Source organism: Bacillus cereus group sp. N6, assembly GCF_016483705.1.
GTDB lineage: Bacteria > Bacillota > Bacilli > Bacillales > Bacillaceae_G > Bacillus_A > Bacillus_A wiedmannii.
This window is the reverse complement of record NZ_JAEHBI010000012.1, coordinates 12,603-29,936: the sequence shown is the minus strand read 5'-3', so window position 1 is coordinate 29,936 and position 17,334 is coordinate 12,603. Positions and strand designations below refer to the sequence as shown.

Below are 17,334 nucleotides of genomic sequence, written 5' to 3'. Positions count from 1 at the left end.
AACAAGAGGACGCCCGAATCCCTGACGTAGAGGCGCTTTTTGCCTCATAGGAAGGGATGAAACGACCGACTGTTCTAGCCGCTGAAGCTAGATTTTTGGTCGACTCCGCAATTTTTTATTTTTAATGCGTGTAGTCCACCGTTATCACTACTTTTATTGTTTGAATGTCCTCCACATTCAAACAATAAAAAAACCTTTCCGCTTTAGAGAAGCAGAAAGGTTTATATGCGTATATAACAACATTATCCCTCTCTCTCATCTCTCAAAGCATTTGCTTTGCAGGAATTGGCACCATTTCAACATAAGTTGACGGTTGCCGGGCTTCACAGGGCACAGTCCCTCCACCTCTCTTGATAAGAGAAATCAGATTACATTTTCGTCTGATTTGTAATTTATGAAATTGTCTATATTTTATGAATTGAATTGTATCAATATCCACACACCATGTCAACAGAAATTTTCGTAAAAAATGAAACTTCAGAATTTTAAGCACCTACTGACATCGGTTTACATATATGGAACATCGATTCAACTAATAGCATCGTTCGATACGTTCCCGAATATTGTACACGTCCATCGTTCATTAGCATTTGCAATCGTACATTTCCGTTCACCAATTGTTTTACATCTTCCTCATCTACACAAACGATTTGCTCCGTTCCTCTTTCCTCATGTAGCAGCTCTATATAATCTCTTGAAATTTGTAACGAACAACTTTCATCTCCAAAGCGGAAATTAACAGTTTTTTCTCCTTGTCTTAAAAGCGGCTCTAAATGATATTGACCATTAGCGTAATTTACAAATGATTGCAGCAAAGAATATAATTTCACCCTAAATCACATCCTTCATATCACTTTCTATTACACATACCATTCCCTCTCACTAAAGAGCAATCCTGTTACTTTCGCTCGACAAATACTGTAACCACCCTGCATCTCGACATATTTCCCGAGAAATATGTCGAGGCGGCAAAAACTTTGCCGCCTACTTTAATTCCGTATATAAATATTCAACCGAATGAAATGCATATATCTTCTTCATGAGTGTCCCATTTTCAAAAACAAGTAAACACGGTACACTTTCGATTCCATACTCTTTCGCTAAATGCGGAGCATAATTTAAATCTAACATTCCAATTTGGAGGTCTTCAATTGTCAGCTCAACAACTGTTAACATCTTTTTTGCTAATTGGCATGTTCCACACATTGGAGTATATACATATAACACTGTTTTTTCTTCGTTCTCTATTAGGGCTGTAGCTTCGGCTCCTGTCCAATCAATCACTTCTATCATTCCTTACCGTAAATATTCTGTATAAACGTCAATGTCAGCTCCCCATAATACATTTGCTAAGTGTGAAGATGGCGCAGTTGCCACTTCTCGGTACGAGCGATCAATGTAAATATGCTCTGCTTGCGGAAATTCTTTTCGAAATTGCTTCCTTAACTTTTCTCCAGCATCATCAGCATCCACTAGTACATACACTTCCTTATCAAAAAACTGATCAATGAGCTCATCCATTTTCGATAAACCAATTGTACCATTTGTACAAACAATTTCCACCGGTTCACGAATAATAGATTCAATCTTTCTTCTATCTGATTTACCTTCTACAATAATGACTTTTTCTACATAAATCATATGTCATCACCCGATCACCATATACTATACAACCTTTAACTTAGTATATAGTATATTCGTTATTTTCATGTTGTTTCCTGTTTATTTTTGCAAAAGAAAAGCGGAAGCGGCTTGCTCAGAACAAGAGGACATTGGAACTCCTGAACTAGAGGCGCTTTTTGCCTCAAGTGAAGGAATGAAATGACCGACTGTTCTAGCCGCTGAAGCTGGATCACAAAGAAAAGCGGAAGCGGCTCGTTCAGATTGTGAGGGGGATGGAGCTTCTGACGTAAAGGCGCTTTTTGCCTTGTAGGAAGAAGCGAAGCCACCGAACAATCTAGCCGCTGAAGCTGGACAATAAAGAAAAGCGGAACCGACTGTTTAACCCTGTTGGCTAAGGTTCTTTCGCACAGAAGACGCTTTTTGTCTTCTCGTGCGGAAGGTTCTTAGACATGAAGGGCTAGGAGGTGGAGCTGGACAATAAAAAATTAAACGAAATCGTTTTTTCAAAAAACGTTCTCCTACACGATAATTAGTATATGATTCTACGTTCATTATTTTACACAAAATAAAAAAGGACAGCACAAAGGCTGTCCTTTAGTCGACTATAATTAGTCTTGGTTTGTCATTTCTGCATATTTTTCTGCAGTTAATAACTTCTCAACTTGGCTTGCATCAGAAAGTTCAACTTTAACCATCCATGCACCCTCGTATGGAGATTCGTTAACAAGTTCTGGTTGGTCACTTAATTCTTCGTTTACTGCTACAACTTTACCACTTACAGGTGCGTATAACTCAGAAACTGTTTTAACAGATTCTACGCTTCCGAATGGCTCGTCAGCTTCGATTGTTGCACCTACTTCAGGAAGTTCAACGAATACGATATCGCCTAGCTCACCTTGTGCAAAGTGAGTAATACCGATAACAACTTCATTACCTTCAGTTTTTACCCATTCGTGTTCTTCAGAGTAACGTAAATTATTTGGAATGCTCATGACTGTACCTCCAGTGAATGTATTAATTATGTAAAAATACCTTATTGGTACTTTTTCCACACACTTTCAAACTGCTCTTCGTTAAAACCAAGTGTTACATTCGTTCCATTTGTTACGATTGGACGTTTAATCAACATGCCATCAGATGCTAAAAGTTCGTACATTTCATCTTCACTTGCATCCTTTAACTTATCTTTCAGACCAAGTTCGCGGTAACGCATTCCACTTGTATTAAAGAATTTTTTTAATGGTAATTCACTTTTTTCATGTAAATTACGTAAATCTTCTTTTGATGGTGGATTTTCAACAATATGAATCATCTCATATGCTACATCGTTTGCCTCAAACCATTTCTTTGCTTTTTGACATGTGCCACACTTTGGATATGAATAAAATGTTACTGTCATAAATTCACCTACTTTTTTACTAACCTTTACCTTTATCATATAGAAAACGTTTTATTATTTCAAACGATTATTCGCTAAACTTTTACTTATTTCGTGATAAATTTTAATAATCCTGCGAATTTTCCTTATTTTCCCGCCATTTGTTAAGAAAAAATAAATATATATTTTTTTAGATTCTTCTCTCATCACTCGCCGAACATATATCTTAAACAAACGTTTGATTAACTCCCTATTTTTCTTTGCTAACTCTTGGGCTACATCGGTTTCTTCCTACCGAACATACATCTTAAACAAACGTTTGATTAATTCCACATTTTTCTTTGTTAACCCTTGAATTGCATCGGTTTCTTCCTACCGAACATACATCTTAAACAAACGTTTGATTAGCTCCCTATTTTTCTTTTCTAACCCTTGGGCTGCATCGGTTTCTTCCTACCGAACATACATCTCAAACAAACATTTATTTAACCATTTCATCCTATAGTCACAAAATCTGGAAACACTTTACATGACAAAGATGTACAGATAAAAGGAACTAACGATTTTGACCGTAATAGTGAGAGTATGCCATGATGTTGAAGAAATTACTGCAAATAAAAAAGACGCATTTAAATGGATGCGTCTTTTTGCGATGTTTCTTTTGTGAAATCATATAAAGCAATTGCGCCTAAAATAACCAATATACTTTCAGGGGCATCTAACAAAATAGTTTTCCAAGTGTCTGATATTAACCATTTAATACCTGCCGTTGATTCAAGATATGCTTGAAAATAACCGATTGTAAACTCAATTACAAATAAACATACAAGTAATGTTAGACCCATTCGAATTAATTTCTTATTTGTAAACATGTAACACCTCTCAAAATTAATTGGGTATTTCTGATTTCAGTTCGTTACATACAAAAATCCTTATATTTAATTTTAACATACGAAAATATCCAAATAAATACAATATGCATACTTGCATATTTCTTGCATATTGAGGAATTACTGTTAATAAAAAGGCCCTACTAGTGTAGGAGAAAATAGCTTTAGCAATCCCAACAAGTAATCGCATAAATAACGAAATCATTTGAACCACTATATAGACAATCCCAGCCCTTGAAATAAGGGGAAATCCCTGTTCCTGGCTACCTACCATAATGAATAGCCCGCCGCATAACGCTACAGCGGATGCGATAGAAACAACAGGTAAGAAATTACTGCAAAGAAAAAGCCATGTATACACATGACTTTCATAGCATAATCACTTCTATATTCAATACAAATTAAAGTGAATTATATTTCTTTACTTTTAAAGGAATAGATATTACATATAAATCTATAGCATAAGTAATAATCAAACTCCCTTTTCCTTCATCAGCAAATTTTGCTTGCTGAAACTTTTCTTTTCCCCCATCTCTTTGGAAGCCATTCAAATCCTAAGAACATAATACTAGTCCTCTACTTATTAACTTAACTACTTTTCTTTTTTCCATGATATTTCAAATTCTTCACCATGTTCTTCTGTTATAATTTTAACTTTATATGTATCATCTTTAGACACTTTAATATTATTTTTACTGTTTCCACTAGTAACTTCCAGTATTGTATTATCATTTGAATCTAAAACATAAGCCTTTATGGTTCCTTGCTTAGTTTTATCATCAAAAGAGAATGCCCAACTTTCACCTTTTTTTACATTCATATCTTGAGTTGCAAAACCAGTGAATTTTTTATACTTCCCATCTATACTATTTGAACCTCCATAAACTTTACCACCAACAATCGTTCCCTCTCTTGTAAAACAACCACTAAGAACCACCAAACATAGAACAAATAATAGTGTGTTTTTAATAGTTTTCAACATCATTCCCCCTTATCCTCACAATAAATATCCTCTTATTTACATTTTTTCTTTCATAAAGAAAAATGGACCTATGACCCAGTAAATAACATGATGAATGTTGACAATCCCCTTGTTAGAGTATCATATAAAAAATAAAAAGGAGTAATAAGCAATGAATATTAAAATAGTGGATATATCAGACAAATTATTAGATGGATATAAAGTTTTAGTTCAAGTAGATAGCAATCAATTTATCGCTGAGTGGGATGGCGATAAGCCAGAAAAACACAAAAACTATAATGTAGAAATACATATAGATAATGAATTTATATGGAATACAAATATAACCTTTTCAGATAAAAATGCAAATGCAATAATTCAGAATAGTAAAGGCTTTAAAGTAATTGCTAAGCTAGATTATAACAGTGAGGATAGCTTAGCAACACTAAATATCTACGATAGTATAATACTAATTGATGTAGAAGGAATCGAGCAAGATATAGCAAATGAATGGGTAGAAATGCAGTGCACTTCAATTAAGATATTTAATACTAATTTTTAACAGAAACCCATTACATAACTATGGCATAGTCGTTATGATGTAGTGAGATATAGAAAGAGTAAACGATTATATAAATAAACATGTTTATATGCCTATGAATATCCTACTGCAATTCCTGCTCAAGCAGACATCACTAACCATACCGTAGCCACTCATAACCGCAAGTCCAGTCTCAACAGGAACGATTATTGGCCATACTGAAGCTAAAACTGCTTGCATGCCCACAAACCAATACCAATCGCAAAGGGAGATGTGGAACTAACATTATTACCCCTTGATAAAACGAGCTAATACTGGATGCGCTTCATTAAAACTTTATAATTAAATCTGCAATAGCTGATATAAAATTATAAATCGGTATCATTACAGCAGCGAATGCATCTGGCATACATTGTAAAGCTTTCGTGAGCTTCTCAATCACATTGTTATATGCTTCTACATAAAAAAATAAGAAGCCTCGTTTACAGGCTCCTTCATCATCTATTCAAATAATCTGCAATTGTTTGAAATACGACGATATACATATTATGAATACTTTCTTCAGTATTTCCACCATTGGACAAACCGACTGCCCATTGTTGTCCTTCACCACTTCCGATATTTGCAAAGCCTTGCGTATACATAGCATTTACATCTTTTCGTGCACTGTTATACTCTATCCCTTTTGTAATAAACGTTGAATATGATTTATCTTGCAAACCGATAAAAAATACTGGTTTCTTTAGCGATGAAAATACATTTTTATACTGCTCTGTTGAGGCTTCTTGAAAGTGATCTTTCATTATTAAAAAACCATCCACTTCCTTAGATTTCTTTTCCAGTTCCTCTAACTTCATTTCCTCAAACTTTATATTCCTAAACGTATCTTTCGGCTTTTCTCCAATAACTCCAATTACGAGTGCTCTTCCGTTATATTCTAATTTCTCTCCTTCTTTATCCTTTGCACACCCCGCACTGACTAGGCATATCAATATAAAAAATAAGAAATACGATAAACGCTTCATTTAGCACCCTCCCCTTCTTTTAAGTCAAGTGACAAAAACGTAAGGTGAATTCAAGAAAATGTAAGTAAAATCGATAGCTCAAATGACGTTTCTATATTATAATCAATTGAATTTATTTACATTACTAAACATAGGAGATTATCATGAAGAAATTTAAACTTTCATCTTTTCTTCCGTTAAGTTATATACTTCTACTCGTACTCGTAAGTCCCCTTTACGATGTATTAAATAAATCTACTGTACACGCAGTAGATGTCACAACTGTAGTAGATGATTGGATTCCATTTGTGAAAGCATTTATTATTCCTTATTTACTTTGGTTTCCTTACTTATACGGCGCACTTATTTATTATTGCTTTGCGAATCGAAAACAATATTATGTCACTTTAAGTAGTATAATTCTTGGAAAACTTGCTTGTTTTTCTATTTATTATTTTTGGCAGACAACTGTACCACGTCCAACAGTCGTTGGATCCGACGTATTTTCCGAACTAGTCCGCTATATTTATAGTATCGACCAACCGGTAAACTGTTTCCCTAGCATTCACGTTCTTACTACCTTTGTGATTATGCTAGCTGCCTTTAAACGTAGAGAACAACATGCTTTTGAATATTATATTCTTACCTTCTTCGGTACGCTTATTATTTTATCAACGCTATTTACGAAGCAACACGCATTTGTAGACGCCATTTCTGGAATGACGCTTGCAAGCATACTTTACTTCGGCGTTCAGCTTTTATTAGCAAAAGAAACTGTACGTGTTCCAGTAAAACAAAATCACAAAATGTAAAAAGCAGACTGTGGGTTCCAGTCTGCTTTTCTCTATATAAAAGGAGATTTTCAATTTAAGATTGCGGTACAGTCATATCACCAGAGTGAATACGACCTGCTTTTTTAAGAGCAATGTAAAGTATATAAGAAACAGCTACTGGAATGATGATATAAGTGATTACCATCGCTGGGACAACTTCCCATCCTTCGCTAGAAATTAAATTAATTGGTGCGATAAGAGAACTTAATCCAAGACCTGCAATTTCTTTTCCTGCTTCTAGTTGGAAAATTAATGCGGATACTGGACCAACTATAGCACTGGCGACGACAGTTGGGACGAGAATCATTGGATTTTTAGTGATATTTGGCAACTGTACTTTCGGAGTACAAAGCGCTTGAGCTAATATGCCGCCTAAATTATTTTCTTTCGCTGAGATTACAGAGAATCCGATAAACTGAGCAACGCAGCCTGCAAGAGCAGCACCACCTGCAACACCGTCTAAGCTAAGTGCGATCGCTAACGCAGCTGATGAAGCTGGAGAGATAAGTAATAGTCCCCAAACGACTGCAATAACAATAGAAGCGATGAACGGGCTACCAGCTGAGCTATCTTTAATGAATGCTCCAATTGTATTTAACACAGGAGTAATATTATGAGATAACCAAATACCAACTAAACCAGAACCTAATATTGCTGCAAATGGAACGAGCATCATATCTAACGCAGTTTTTCCGCTTAAACGTTTACCAATATATACAGCTAAAGTCGCTGTTAATAATGCACCGATTGGCTCACCTGTTTTAATAATTAGACCTGCTTCAGTAATTGAAATGGATCCAGCACCAATCGCTCCAGCTACCATAGCCGAGAAGATTACAAGACCATTTGCACCGAGCATAAAGGCAATTCCGGCACCAATGGCTGGTGCCATAAGCGATTTTGCAACAACTCCGATTGTAATAAGCAATGGAATATCAACAATTCTTCCTATATTTTCGATTAGTAAACCAATTCCAAGGGATACGAAAATACCTTGTGCGATTCCAGCAGATGCTTTAAATACACGAGACATTATATATTCCTTCATTTGTTTCACCTTCTCCTATAAGTTAGTAACCAATTGTTTTCATATAATCACGTAAAATATCGTTTGATTTTGCGAATCGAGATTCTTCATCCTCTGTTAAGTTTAGTTCTACAACTTCTTTCATACCATCTCTAGTAATAATAGCTGGCACTCCTGTACAAATATCATATTCACCGTACTCCCCATCTAAAATGGCTGATACAGCAATTACACGGTGATCATCGTTAAAGATTGAACTCGCAATATACGCTAAAGAGTTTCCGATTCCGTAATAAGTAGTACCTTTTCGTTTATAAATTTCCCATCCAGCCTTTGCAGTCTTCTCAACAATTTCATCTAAATCTATTTCACCAAATTGTTCTTTTTTCTCTTCTAAAATTTGTAGAATTGGTTTTCCTCCAACAGTTACATGTGACCAAGCAACCATTTGAGAATCACCATGTTCTCCTAGAGAATACCCATGAATACTACGAGGATCTACATGTAACATTTCAGATAAAATTGTTCTTAAGCGAGAAGAATCTAGTGATGTACCAGTACCGATCACACGATTTCTAGGTAATCCAGATAATTTCCACACTTCATATGTAATAATATCAACTGGGTTCGATGCGATTAAGAAAATACCATCAAATCCACTTTCCATTACGCCGCCAACAACGCTTTCCATAATCTTTGCACTCGCTCCTAAAGTATCTAAGCGACTTTGTCCAGGTTTTGGTGCTGGTCCTGCTGTAATAATAACGATGTCCATATCTTTGCAGTCTTCATAGCTTCCTGCATATACTTTTGTTCTTGTATTTGTAAAGTTAATGCAGTGTGATAAATCCATTGCTTCCCCAACTGCACGTTCATGATTTATATCAATTAATAATAGTTCTTCGCAAATGCCTTGATTTACAATGGAATATGCACAACTTGATCCAACTAATCCAGTACCGATAATTGCAATTTTTCTTGTATTTCGTTTCATGGCAATCTCTCCTAATTGATCATATAATCTATCTCTTTTGTTCTTTACACCCCTAATTATATAGATTCCCACGATAGAAACCATGGATACTTTGTGAAATATTGAGCAAAATTTTGTCCTTTTTGTGAATTGTTATATTCCATTTTCTTCATATTTGTTACAACTGAAAAAATATTTATTATATATTTATTGACATGCCAAAAATAAAAAAACGAGCGACTTCATTCGCTCGTTTTTTCATCCCATTATTCCGCACTTAATTGACCTTTTAACTGCTGTACAATCATTGGGTTAGCAGGTGCAGCTGGCTTATAATAACTCTTTTGCTTTGCGTACTCATACATATTACGTTGACGCATCTCATCTTGATTACGAATTTGGATTAACGTTTGATGTAACTGTTCATTATCAGACTGAGCAATATAATTTGCATAACTTGTTAAACTTGCATTTAATCCTGCTAAATAATCATTTACCATATCTTTTTCATTCATTTTCCGCTTCCTCCTATCCTAGAAAAGTCATTAATTGCTGTTTCGTATTTCGTGCATCTTGCGCATCCTTTTGTAACATTTGTTTCAGTTGTGGATCTGTACACGTCTGTGCATACTGCTCCAACTTGTTAATAATTGTTGCATGTCCACCAATTAAATGGCGTAAGTTTTCTACTTCAAGCTCTGTTAAATTTTGCATAGAATACTCCTACCTTTCTTCATACATTCTCCTTTAGTATTCTGTTCTTTTGAAATCATATACACTAAAAAACCTTAGAATTTCTCCTAAGGTTGCTGACTGTCTCGCTTCTTATTCAATCTTTTATTACATGCAATCCTTTAATAAACGTTTCCAATAATACATGTAAACTTGTATCTAAATCTAATGGCAGACCAAATCCACCTTGCTGTTCAATCGACGCAAACCCGTGACAAATACTTCTGAATCCACGTGTCGCATGAAGTGCATTCTCTCCTTCTAAGCCGTATTGTTGTAAAACATGAAGACAAAGCTTTACAATTCCGTCACCTGCTTTTCTTACTTCTTCATCTCGTAAAAAAGTTGCTTCATACAGTCCAGGATGTTTGCGTACGAATGCTACATACGCTTCTCCCAAAGCATGAATTGCTTCATCCATCCGTTTACCCTCGGCCGCTTCTTCCAGTCTGTTATACAGCTGTTTGATTCCGTAAATGCCAAGATTTTTCCGTACATCTTGTAAACCTTTCACATGATTGTATAGCGAGGGTGAACGTACCCCTAATGTTTGCGCTAATGAAGCTAACGTTACTTCTTGTATTCCATTTGTATCTGCAATTTCTGCTGCTGTTTCTACAATTTTCTGTAATGTAAGTCCGATTCTCGGTGACATAAATTAGCCCTCTTTTCTACTTTCTATATTCCGCTTAGCTTCCTTAATAGCAAGTTTTATGACAGTGCCTGGATTCTTTATCATTTTTCCATGTCCTGCCGCAAGTAAGGAAGGCTCATATTCGCTTAGCTTCTCTGCACTTTGTAATGATATTTCTTTGCTCCACGTTGCCATCGCAGGAAACGGAAACCAAAATTTCATTTGTCCCGAAACAGCCATACCTCCTCTTGTTTGGAAGGCATCCCCGACAATAAGAGCTTTATTTCGTACATCAAGAAGCGACATGGAGCCTGGCGTATGTCCCGGTGTCATAATCGCAAGAAGCGATCCAACTCGGTCGCCATCTTCCAATAAAACATCAGGTACCGTTTTTACCTTTTTAGGTACACCGCCTTTTATCGGTATATTCGGTTCATCCTTTTGTAACGTCGTATCTCCTTCTAAAAGCTTTGCGTCCCGCTTAGAAATATAGACTGGAACATTAGGAAGCACTTCCTTTAATGCGTCTAATGCACCGATGTGATCATCATGCGCATGTGTTAATACAATCTTAGTAATTGGTTTCCCTATTTTCTCAGCCGCCTGTAAAATTCCTTTTGCGCTATATGGCAAAGCCGCATCAATTAAAGTTAAACCATCTTCTTCCTCGACAAAGTAACAATTTACAGGAAACACTCTTGGCAAAAATGACAATTGATATACCGTTTTTTCATGTATCACTCTCATATTTCCAGCTCCCTTTTCACGAAAACTAATACCATTAGTTTCATTATACTAATGGTATTAGTTTTTTGTCACTAAAATTTTCATTTTTGCAAAAAAAAAAAAGAAAAGTAGCCGTTTATACGACTACTTTTCTTTACAGCTATTAAACTGTGTAACGCTCATCTTCTAAAATTTTCGCAGCGATTTCACGTTTCTTCGGAATTACGTTAAGTGGTGTGTGGCGAGTTAATTTACGTAATGATGATAACATCATGCGCAGCATGTCGCCGTTTTCAACTGCGATAAGTGTTTCTTTCGCATCTGCTTCGATTTCGTTGAATGCTTCTTGACAGAATACTTCAGTGTATAACACTTTTTGTTTATTCTTTTCAAGACCAGTTGTTTTAATTGCTTTCTCTGTACGAAGAACAGCTGACTCCATTGCGTAAAGGTTGCTTACGATGTCAGCGATATTCACAAGAATTTCTTGCTCTTTATCTAATGCTTTACCGTATTTTTGAGCAGCTAATCCAGCTACCATTAAGCCGATTTTCTTCGCGTTAGTTACTAAATATTTTTGAAGTGCTAATGGCTCATCGCCTACTTCTTCTGGCATCATCATCATTAACTCTTCTTGTAATTTTTGTGCTTTTTGAAGAAGTGGTAATTCACCTTTCATCGCTTTACGTAAGAACGTACCTGGTACGATTAGGCGGTTAATTTCGTTCGTTCCTTCGAAAATACGGTTAATACGAGAATCGCGGTACATTCTTTCAATCTCATACTCTGCCATAAATCCGTAACCACCGTGAATTTGAACACCTTCATCAACTGTATAATCTAGTACTTCAGAACCGAATACTTTATTTAAAGAACACTCGATTGCATATTCAGCGATAGAAGCTGCTACTGCTTTACCGTCCTTTACTTCCTCTTCAGATAATGTGCTCATGCGGCTTTCGAATAAACCTACTGTACGGTATACAGAGCTTTCAGCTGCATATGTTTTCGCTGCCATATTCGCAAGTTTCTCTTGAATTAATGGGAAGCGAGCGATTGGTTGTTTGAACTGTTGACGTTGGTTTGCATATTGTGCTGAAATTTCTACTGCACGTTTCGCAGATCCGACTGTACCAACACCTAATTTATAACGGCCGATATTTAAAATGTTGAACGCGATAATATGACCTTTACCGATTTCACCAAGTAAGTTTTCTTTCGGTACTAATGCATCTTCTAAAATTAACGTACGAGTTGAAGAACATTTAATACCCATTTTCTTTTCTTCTGGGCTTGTAGATACGCCAGCATATTCTTTCTCTACGATAAATGCTGAGAAGTGCTCTCCATCAATTTTTGCGTATACGATAAATACGTCAGCGAATGCAGAGTTTGTAATCCATTGCTTTTCACCATTTAATACGTAATGTGTACCTTCTGCATTTAAACGTGCAGTTGTTTTCGCACCTAATGCATCAGACCCTGAACCTGGCTCTGTTAATGCGTATGCCGCTAATTTTTCACCAGTTGCAAGTAATGGTAAATACTTTTTCTTTTGCTCTTCATTACCGAATAACACGATTGGTAATGATCCGATACCTACGTGAGCACCGTGAGTAATTGCAAAACCACCAGCGCGAGAGAATTTCTCTGCGATTAACGCTGAGCTTACTTTATCAAGGCCAATTCCGCCGTACTCTTCTGGTACGTCAGCGCCTAATAAACCAAGTTCACCAGCTTCTTTTAAAAGACGAACAGAACGATCAAACTCGTGTTGCTCTAAATATTCAAGCTCTGGAAGAACTTCATTTACGATAAAGTCCTCTGTCGTTTTTGCAATCATTTTATGCTCAGATGAAAAATCCTCTGGCGTAAACACTTGATCAATCGTAATCTCATCAACTAAAAAGCTACCGCCTTTAACCGCATTTCCTACTGTTTTTTCCATGAAAATTTCCTCCTTCATATTTTCATAAGCCGCTTCTTTCTTTTTGAAAGAAGCTGGTTCTCAATTTTATTTTTTATAAACCTTTGTTGCTTCCATTCTTTGTATTGGCGGCGTCTCGTTCTGAGCAAGCCACTTCCACTTTTTTTAATCTAGTTCCAGCGGCTAGAACAATCGGTCGTTTCATCCCTTCCTGTGAGGCAAAAAGCGCCTCTACGTCAGGGCTTCCAACGCCCTCCTGTTCTGAGCAAGCCACTTCCACTTTTTTTTATAGTAATTCAAACACTCCTGCTGCTCCCATTCCGCCGCCGATACACATTGTTACGATACCGAATTGTTGGTTGCGGCGTTTCATTTCGTGAATAAGAGATAGTGTTAGTTTTGCTCCTGTACAGCCAAGTGGATGTCCAAGTGCTATTGCACCGCCATTTACGTTTACTTTTTCTTCATCTAAACCAAGCTCACGAATAACTTGGATTGATTGAGAAGCGAATGCTTCATTTAGTTCGAATAGGCCAATATCAGATAGCTCTAAACCAGCTAATTTTAACGCCTTTGGAATTGCAGCGATTGGGCCAATTCCCATTACTTCTGGTGGTACGCCAGCTACTGCAAATGAACGGAATTTCGCAAGTGGTTTCATGCCATCACTCACTGCTTTTTCACGATCCATTAATAGTACAGATGCTGCACCGTCACTCATTTGTGAAGAGTTACCAGCTGTTACAGAACCGCGAACGTTAAATGCTGGACGTAATTTACCTAAAATGTCTAGCGACGTTTCTGCTCTTACACCTTCGTCTTGTGCGAAAATGATTGTTTCTTCTTGCAGTTTATTGTTTGATCCAACAGTACGTAACGTTACATCTACAGATACTGTTTCATCAGCAAAGTTCCCTGCAGCTAATGCTTTCGCAGCACGTTGATGACTTCTTACTGCAAATGCATCTTGTTCTTCACGAGAAATTCCATATTTCACAGCAACTTGCTCTGCTGTATGTCCCATACCCATATAATATTCTGGAGCTGCTTCAACAAGGCGACTATTTGGACGAACAACGTGTCCCATCATCGGAACTAAACTCATTGATTCCGCTCCGCCTGATAATACAGCTTCCGAGTGACCAAGCATAATACGCTCCGCTCCGTAAGCAATACTTTGTAACCCTGAAGAACAGTAACGGTTAATTGTAATAGCTGGAACATCGTAAGAAAGTCCTGCTAGTCCGCCGATATTACGAGCCATATTTAACCCTTGCTCTGCTTCTGGCATCGCACAACCGAAAATTAAATCATCGATTGGTCCTTCATAATTCGCACGCTTTAATGTTTCCTTTACTACTAACGCCCCTAGATCGTCAGGACGAACTGTTTTTAATGAACCCCTCTTTGCTTTTCCAATTGGTGTTCTTGCTCCCGCAACAATGACAGCTTCTCTCATGAACGATATCTCCCCTCGTTATTAGTTACGTAATGGCTTTCCTTTTACAAGCATGTGCTGCATTCTTGCTTGTGATTTCATCTCACTTACTAAGCTAATAAATGCTTCACGTTCTACATCTAATAAATACTGCTCATCAACTTCTGTTCCGTACGGCACTTTTCCGCCCGCGATGACATATGCAAGTTTCTTCGCAATGTGAAGATCATGTTCAGAAATGTAACCTGATAAGTGCATTGCTTCTGCACCAAGTACAAGAGTTGCATATCCTGTTTCACCAACAACTGGTATCTTTTTACGAATCGGCGCTTTATAGCCAGCTTCATATAAAGAAAGTGCTTTTTGTTTCGCATCATATAGTAAGTGATCACCATTCACACTAATACCGTCTTTATCGCCTAAGAAGTTGTTCGATACAGCTTCTTGTGCTGATGTAGAAACTTTCGCCATCGCTACAGATTCGAATACTTTATTCGCAACTTTTTGCAGATCAAACTCTACACCGTTTGGCATTTTATTTAAGTGTTTAATGTATAGCTCTTTATTACCGCCTCCGCCAGGGATTAAGCCAACACCAACTTCTACTAAGCCCATATACGTTTCACTAGAAGCTTGAATGCTCGCTGCTGGTAAACAAACTTCTGTACCTCCACCAAGCGTCATACCGTATGGTGCTGCTACAACTGGCTTAGAAGAGTATTTAATTTTCGTCATTGCATCTTGGAAGTTCTTCACAACCAACTCAATTTCAAAGTAGTTGTCATCTTGCGCTTCCATTAAAATCATTGCTAGGTTCGCACCAACGCAGAAGTTCTTCGATTGGTTACCGATAACAAGACCTTTATAATTCTTTTCTACTTCATCAACAGCGTAGTTAATCATTTGCGTAATATCCATACCGATTGCATTGCTCTTCGAATGGAATTCTAAGCAAAGGATGCCATCACCTAAATCAATTAAGCTCGCTCCGCTATTTTTCTTTAATACGCCATTTTTCGCTTTTAATTGCTTAAGAGAAATTGCCTTTTTATTACGTTCGATTAGCTTATATTCGCCATTATCGTAATAGTAGCTATCTCCGTTATCATGTTTGTAGAAAGTAGTGAAACCTTTCTCTAACATTTCTTTCACCCAAGTCGGAACAACTACGCCGTTTTCTTCCATCTTTTGAACGGACTTTTCAACGCCGATTGCATCCCAAACTTCAAACGGTCCTTGCTCCCAGCCGAAGCCCCACTTCATCGCTTGGTCAATTGCAACGATATCGTCAGCAATTTCTTTATGAAGTTTTGCAGAGTATAAAAGAGTTGGTGTGATGATGTTCCATAACAACTCTCCTGCGCGGTCTTTCGCGTATACAAGCGCTTTCAATTTATTCGATAAACCTTTTTCTTGTTTACTTAACTCGATAGATGCAGCTTTTAATTTTTTGCGAGCTTCGTATTCCATCGTTTCAGGATTTAGTTCTAAAATTTCTTTTCCTTGTTTTAAGAAGAAGCCTTGACCTGTTTTACTTCCAAGCCATTTTTTATCAAGCATGTCATGCATGAAGGCTGGTACTTTAAATACATCACGCTCTTCTTCTTGTACGTTTTCATATACGTTATTTGCAACGTGTACGAATGTATCTAAACCGACAACATCTAATGTACGGAACGTTGCGCTCTTCGGACGACCAATAAGTGGGCCTGTTACAGAATCAACTTCCCCAATGCTATAGCCGCGTTTTATCATCTCTTGAAGAGTTACTAATAAACCATACGTACCGATGCGGTTTCCAATAAAGTTTGGTGTGTCTTTTGCGATAACAACGCCTTTTCCAAGAACATCTTCGCCAAATAGTTTCATGAAGCTTAATACTTGTGGATCTGTTTCTTTCGTCGGTATTACCTCTAGAAGTTTTAAATATCGTGGTGGGTTAAAAAAGTGTGTGCCTAAGAAGTGCTTCTGGAAGTCGTCTGAACGACCTTCTGCCATTTTTTCTACTGAAATGCCTGACGTATTCGAGCTTACAATAGAACCCGGTTTACGAACAGCATCTACTTTTTCAAATAGTTTCTTTTTAATATCTAAGTTTTCAACTACTACTTCAATAATCCAATCTACATCAGCTAGACGCTCAAGATCATCTTCTAAGTTACCTGCTTCAATCAGTGCTAGATTTCCTTTCACTGTCAGAGGAGCTGGTTTTTGCTTTAATAGTTTTTGCACAGCCGTATTACTAAAACGATTTCTCACACTTTTATGTTCTAATGTAAGTCCCTTTGCTTCCTCTTCTTTTGTTAGCGCAGGTGGTACAATATCAAGCAATAATGTCGGAATACCAATATTAGCTAAGTGTGCCGCAATCCCTGAACCCATTACGCCTGAACCTAGAACAGCAGCCTTTTTAATTTGGAACATCCATTTCTCCCCCTATTCTTGAATGAATGCTCATTCAATTTTTCGACATAAGTCGCAATCAATGAGTGAGCCTCTACTAATAAATATATGATACAGTTTGAATTTTCGCAATATATTTATTGATAAAATTTTCTGAAATAAATATATTTCTTTCATTTGGCTATGCTATACATGTGTATTTTCTTCATTAAAATGCACTTTTCCTTTTTATAATCTGACGAAA

At 36.9% G+C, this 17,334-nt stretch carries 21 protein-coding genes and 1 riboswitch; of the genes, 2 read left to right on the top strand and 19 right to left on the bottom strand.

The genetic code is table 11. The annotated features are described in order from the left end of the window. Positions 1-252 precede the first annotated feature (252 nt). A riboswitch (SAM riboswitch) is annotated at positions 253-360 on the bottom strand. Between the two features lie 125 nt (positions 361-485). The 8 genes from JDS99_RS11445 to JDS99_RS11405 form a co-directional block, all read right to left on the bottom strand. Continuing rightward, a complete protein-coding gene (locus JDS99_RS11445; RefSeq protein WP_000781217.1) occupies positions 486-830 on the bottom strand; it encodes a hypothetical protein in 345 nt (114 codons plus the stop codon). A gap of 154 nt (positions 831-984) precedes the next feature. Further along, positions 985-1,293: a thioredoxin family protein gene (locus tag JDS99_RS11440; RefSeq protein WP_088064734.1), complete on the bottom strand. Its 309-nt coding sequence runs from the start codon at positions 1,291-1,293 to the stop codon at positions 985-987. A gap of 3 nt (positions 1,294-1,296) precedes the next feature. Then, complete coding sequence (locus JDS99_RS11435) at positions 1,297-1,641, bottom strand: toprim domain-containing protein (RefSeq protein ID WP_000640866.1); 345 nt, start codon at positions 1,639-1,641, stop codon at positions 1,297-1,299. Positions 1,642-2,231: 590 nt separating this feature from the next. Further along, on the bottom strand, positions 2,232-2,615 hold the full coding sequence (gcvH, locus tag JDS99_RS11430) for a glycine cleavage system protein GcvH (protein WP_000026896.1): 384 nt from the start codon (positions 2,613-2,615) through the stop codon (positions 2,232-2,234). Between the two features lie 41 nt (positions 2,616-2,656). Next, entirely contained in the window at positions 2,657-3,022 is a 366-nt protein-coding gene (locus JDS99_RS11425; protein WP_000218969.1) for an arsenate reductase family protein, read from the bottom strand. 608 nt (positions 3,023-3,630) lie between these two features. After that, on the bottom strand, positions 3,631-3,873 hold the full coding sequence (locus JDS99_RS11420; protein WP_141542775.1) for a DUF3937 family protein: 243 nt from the start codon (positions 3,871-3,873) through the stop codon (positions 3,631-3,633). 16 nt (positions 3,874-3,889) lie between these two features. Beyond that, positions 3,890-4,252 (bottom strand): hypothetical protein, encoded by a 363-nt coding sequence (locus JDS99_RS31975; protein WP_242475725.1) that lies wholly within the window; start codon positions 4,250-4,252, stop codon positions 3,890-3,892. A gap of 231 nt (positions 4,253-4,483) precedes the next feature. Next, complete coding sequence (locus JDS99_RS11405; RefSeq protein WP_199695103.1) at positions 4,484-4,873, bottom strand: hypothetical protein; 390 nt, start codon at positions 4,871-4,873, stop codon at positions 4,484-4,486. A 151-nt stretch (positions 4,874-5,024) separates the two neighbouring features. Between JDS99_RS11405 and JDS99_RS11400 the strand changes: the two genes are divergently transcribed. Further along, positions 5,025-5,414: a hypothetical protein gene (locus tag JDS99_RS11400; protein WP_088064737.1), complete on the top strand. Its 390-nt coding sequence runs from the start codon at positions 5,025-5,027 to the stop codon at positions 5,412-5,414. A gap of 307 nt (positions 5,415-5,721) precedes the next feature. Here the strand turns inward: JDS99_RS11400 and JDS99_RS11395 are convergent, their stop codons facing one another. Further along, complete coding sequence (locus JDS99_RS11395; protein ID WP_088064738.1) at positions 5,722-5,835, bottom strand: tail length tape measure protein; 114 nt, start codon at positions 5,833-5,835, stop codon at positions 5,722-5,724. 55 nt (positions 5,836-5,890) lie between these two features. Further along, the gene (locus JDS99_RS11390) at positions 5,891-6,418 is read right to left on the bottom strand and encodes a hypothetical protein (RefSeq protein ID WP_088064739.1); all 528 of its coding nucleotides are present in this window, start codon (positions 6,416-6,418) and stop codon (positions 5,891-5,893) included. 143 nt (positions 6,419-6,561) lie between these two features. Between JDS99_RS11390 and JDS99_RS11385 the strand changes: the two genes are divergently transcribed. Continuing rightward, the gene (locus tag JDS99_RS11385) at positions 6,562-7,209 is read left to right on the top strand and encodes a phosphatase PAP2 family protein (protein WP_048542336.1); all 648 of its coding nucleotides are present in this window, start codon (positions 6,562-6,564) and stop codon (positions 7,207-7,209) included. A gap of 55 nt (positions 7,210-7,264) precedes the next feature. Here JDS99_RS11385 and JDS99_RS11380 read toward each other — a convergent pair whose 3' ends face one another. From JDS99_RS11380 to JDS99_RS11340, 9 genes are all read right to left on the bottom strand, one after another. Beyond that, positions 7,265-8,278, bottom strand: coding sequence for a PTS sugar transporter subunit IIC (locus tag JDS99_RS11380; protein ID WP_000666174.1), 1,014 nt, complete (start codon positions 8,276-8,278; stop codon positions 7,265-7,267). A 22-nt stretch (positions 8,279-8,300) separates the two neighbouring features. Continuing rightward, positions 8,301-9,251, bottom strand: coding sequence for an L-lactate dehydrogenase (locus tag JDS99_RS11375; RefSeq protein ID WP_088064740.1), 951 nt, complete (start codon positions 9,249-9,251; stop codon positions 8,301-8,303). 245 nt (positions 9,252-9,496) lie between these two features. Further along, on the bottom strand, positions 9,497-9,745 hold the full coding sequence (locus JDS99_RS11370) for a spore coat protein (protein WP_001002985.1): 249 nt from the start codon (positions 9,743-9,745) through the stop codon (positions 9,497-9,499). 13 nt (positions 9,746-9,758) lie between these two features. Continuing rightward, positions 9,759-9,944 carry a hypothetical protein gene (locus JDS99_RS11365; protein WP_001180555.1) on the bottom strand — a complete coding sequence of 62 codons (186 nt, stop codon included), beginning with the start codon at positions 9,942-9,944 and terminating at the stop codon, positions 9,759-9,761. 115 nt (positions 9,945-10,059) lie between these two features. Beyond that, the gene (locus JDS99_RS11360; RefSeq protein WP_088064741.1) at positions 10,060-10,617 is read right to left on the bottom strand and encodes a TetR/AcrR family transcriptional regulator; all 558 of its coding nucleotides are present in this window, start codon (positions 10,615-10,617) and stop codon (positions 10,060-10,062) included. Positions 10,618-10,620: 3 nt separating this feature from the next. After that, positions 10,621-11,343: an MBL fold metallo-hydrolase gene (locus JDS99_RS11355; RefSeq protein ID WP_098133969.1), complete on the bottom strand. Its 723-nt coding sequence runs from the start codon at positions 11,341-11,343 to the stop codon at positions 10,621-10,623. A 142-nt stretch (positions 11,344-11,485) separates the two neighbouring features. Next, a complete protein-coding gene (locus JDS99_RS11350; protein ID WP_000416287.1) occupies positions 11,486-13,270 on the bottom strand; it encodes an acyl-CoA dehydrogenase family protein in 1,785 nt (594 codons plus the stop codon). A 265-nt stretch (positions 13,271-13,535) separates the two neighbouring features. Continuing rightward, a complete protein-coding gene (locus JDS99_RS11345) occupies positions 13,536-14,708 on the bottom strand; it encodes an acetyl-CoA C-acetyltransferase (protein ID WP_001206340.1) in 1,173 nt (390 codons plus the stop codon). Between the two features lie 21 nt (positions 14,709-14,729). Further along, positions 14,730-17,111 carry a 3-hydroxyacyl-CoA dehydrogenase/enoyl-CoA hydratase family protein gene (locus JDS99_RS11340; protein WP_000486366.1) on the bottom strand — a complete coding sequence of 794 codons (2,382 nt, stop codon included), beginning with the start codon at positions 17,109-17,111 and terminating at the stop codon, positions 14,730-14,732. Between the last annotated feature and the right edge of the window lie 223 nt (positions 17,112-17,334).

Coding starts and splice junctions, on each gene's coding strand:
- JDS99_RS11440 (WP_088064734.1), bottom strand. CDS start 1,293: ATGATAGAAGTGATTGATTGGACAGGAGCCGAAGCTACAGCCCTAATA.
- JDS99_RS11435 (WP_000640866.1), bottom strand. CDS start 1,641: ATGATTTATGTAGAAAAAGTCATTATTGTAGAAGGTAAATCAGATAGA.
- gcvH (WP_000026896.1), bottom strand. CDS start 2,615: ATGAGCATTCCAAATAATTTACGTTACTCTGAAGAACACGAATGGGTA.
- JDS99_RS11425 (WP_000218969.1), bottom strand. CDS start 3,022: ATGACAGTAACATTTTATTCATATCCAAAGTGTGGCACATGTCAAAAA.
- JDS99_RS11420 (WP_141542775.1), bottom strand. CDS start 3,873: ATGTTTACAAATAAGAAATTAATTCGAATGGGTCTAACATTACTTGTA.
- JDS99_RS11405 (WP_199695103.1), bottom strand. CDS start 4,873: ATGTTGAAAACTATTAAAAACACACTATTATTTGTTCTATGTTTGGTG.
- JDS99_RS11400 (WP_088064737.1), top strand. CDS start 5,025: ATGAATATTAAAATAGTGGATATATCAGACAAATTATTAGATGGATAT.
- JDS99_RS11390 (WP_088064739.1), bottom strand. CDS start 6,418: ATGAAGCGTTTATCGTATTTCTTATTTTTTATATTGATATGCCTAGTC.
- JDS99_RS11385 (WP_048542336.1), top strand. CDS start 6,562: ATGAAGAAATTTAAACTTTCATCTTTTCTTCCGTTAAGTTATATACTT.
- JDS99_RS11380 (WP_000666174.1), bottom strand. CDS start 8,278: ATGAAGGAATATATAATGTCTCGTGTATTTAAAGCATCTGCTGGAATC.
- JDS99_RS11375 (WP_088064740.1), bottom strand. CDS start 9,251: ATGAAACGAAATACAAGAAAAATTGCAATTATCGGTACTGGATTAGTT.
- JDS99_RS11370 (WP_001002985.1), bottom strand. CDS start 9,745: ATGAATGAAAAAGATATGGTAAATGATTATTTAGCAGGATTAAATGCA.
- JDS99_RS11365 (WP_001180555.1), bottom strand. CDS start 9,944: ATGCAAAATTTAACAGAGCTTGAAGTAGAAAACTTACGCCATTTAATT.
- JDS99_RS11360 (WP_088064741.1), bottom strand. CDS start 10,617: ATGTCACCGAGAATCGGACTTACATTACAGAAAATTGTAGAAACAGCA.
- JDS99_RS11355 (WP_098133969.1), bottom strand. CDS start 11,343: ATGAGAGTGATACATGAAAAAACGGTATATCAATTGTCATTTTTGCCA.
- JDS99_RS11350 (WP_000416287.1), bottom strand. CDS start 13,270: ATGGAAAAAACAGTAGGAAATGCGGTTAAAGGCGGTAGCTTTTTAGTT.
- JDS99_RS11345 (WP_001206340.1), bottom strand. CDS start 14,708: ATGAGAGAAGCTGTCATTGTTGCGGGAGCAAGAACACCAATTGGAAAA.
- JDS99_RS11340 (WP_000486366.1), bottom strand. CDS start 17,111: ATGTTCCAAATTAAAAAGGCTGCTGTTCTAGGTTCAGGCGTAATGGGT.